This is a genomic window from Pontibacterium sp. (assembly GCF_041587635.1).
Lineage (GTDB): Bacteria > Pseudomonadota > Gammaproteobacteria > Pseudomonadales > Balneatricaceae > Pontibacterium.
Window position 1 is genome coordinate 1 of the sequence record NZ_JBFGYC010000730.1, and the last position, 1,428, is coordinate 1,428.

Below are 1,428 nucleotides of genomic sequence, written 5' to 3' on the forward strand. Positions count from 1 at the left end.
CACCCAATGATTTACAGTACTCCAGTAAAGCAAGATGTCCCACATGCAACAAATCAAAAGTACCTACGGTATATACAATCATATGCTATTTAATTCCTCAAAAATAATTATCAGTACCGTTTTTTACAGGCAGTTTTACCAGTGCTAATACTGACTACAAAAGCTTCCAAGCATAAATGCCCGTAATTCCAAGCGTATAAAACGCAAGCAAAAAAACATTTCGCGGATTGCCAGAAAATTTGGGCGTTTTAATCTGAGACACATTGAGAGCGGCCAGCCCTAGAGCACTGACATAGAGGATCACTGTGAATATTTCACCAGGAAGAACACTTTCTAAAAGAAATATAGAAACCAGTAGGATGTTGTTGTTGTCCAGCGCCAACCCGGTGTATTTGGATTCGTCAGACAAGCCGAAGGTACTGAAGTAACTTAAGCGTATCGCACTGGCAGCGAGTACAATGAAAGCGGCTGGCAAAAATATAGGGTCGAACGCTCCATAACTAAGCAAAAGGATCGCCGGGGCGACACCATAGCTAACAATGTCTATGAGCAGATCGAGTTGACCACCAAAAATTCGGTCACTGCCTGTACGCCCCTTCATTCTTCGCGCAACCAGACCATCGGCCCAGTCAAAGGCAACTGCCCAGATCATGCCAATCATTGCTGCGTAGTAAACGCCAATAATACTGAAATAGATCGCCAATATTGTGCAAGCTAAGCCGGCAAGTGAACACACATTAGGGAGGTCTTTCACATAGGAAATAATGGCAGGTTGTAACTCTTGAGTTTCTTCAATGCCGGTAGTCATGGAGCTCCTAAAAGGAATAAGTACAAATCAAGAACGCACCTACATCACGCTAAAAAATATCACGCGCAGCATCTCGCTGCTCAAAAGCACAGAGATACGTTAAAAGACTGGCTATTCTCATTAAGCTTGAGAAGCACAAACGGTAGGTACTATGAATCGACTCTATTTGCTTACATGCAAATTTAGAGTCGCTATAAGGAGGATAGAGGCGTGTTGGCCAGTAGGCTCGATACAGGAAAAGACTAACTACGCCACTATACGCTCTATTTAGTCAGGCGCACAGCGGTTAAATTTTTAATTTGTATCGTCTCGTACAGCTTAGGTTTTCTTGTCAGTTGAAAGCTATTTTGGCGATATAGTGTTCGCCGATTAAAGGTATCCGTTAATCTGGGGAAGTTCAGTCTATGCACGACTAGCCTGAGAGACTTCTTTGGGTCGAAAAAGTCCACCTTGATGCGACGAACTAAACCTGCACTGATCTATAAACGAACTCAGAATGTCAGTGTTGTGGTTCAATTGCTCCTGGGACATACCAAGCTAGAAAGCACCGTTCACTATCTGAGAATTGATGTAGATGAAGTTCTGGAGATAGCAGAACAGAGGGAAGTCTGACGCAAAGG

At 43.3% G+C, this 1,428-nt stretch carries 2 protein-coding genes; both read right to left on the reverse strand.

All coding sequences use genetic code 11. The features are described from left to right. Nucleotides 1-82: adenylyltransferase/cytidyltransferase family protein (locus ABYW01_RS21220; protein WP_372836589.1), on the reverse strand; the 82-nt coding region annotated here is incomplete at its 3' end. Nucleotides 83-154: 72 nt separating this feature from the next. Further along, on the reverse strand, nucleotides 155-808 hold the full coding sequence (locus ABYW01_RS21225) for a phosphatidylcholine/phosphatidylserine synthase (RefSeq protein WP_372836587.1): 654 nt from the start codon (nucleotides 806-808) through the stop codon (nucleotides 155-157). Nucleotides 809-1,428: the final 620 nt, after the last annotated feature.

Excerpts from the sequence above, each read along its gene's own strand:
- ABYW01_RS21225 (WP_372836587.1), bottom strand. The coding sequence starts at position 808 with ATGACTACCGGCATTGAAGAAACTCAAGAGTTACAACCTGCCATTATT.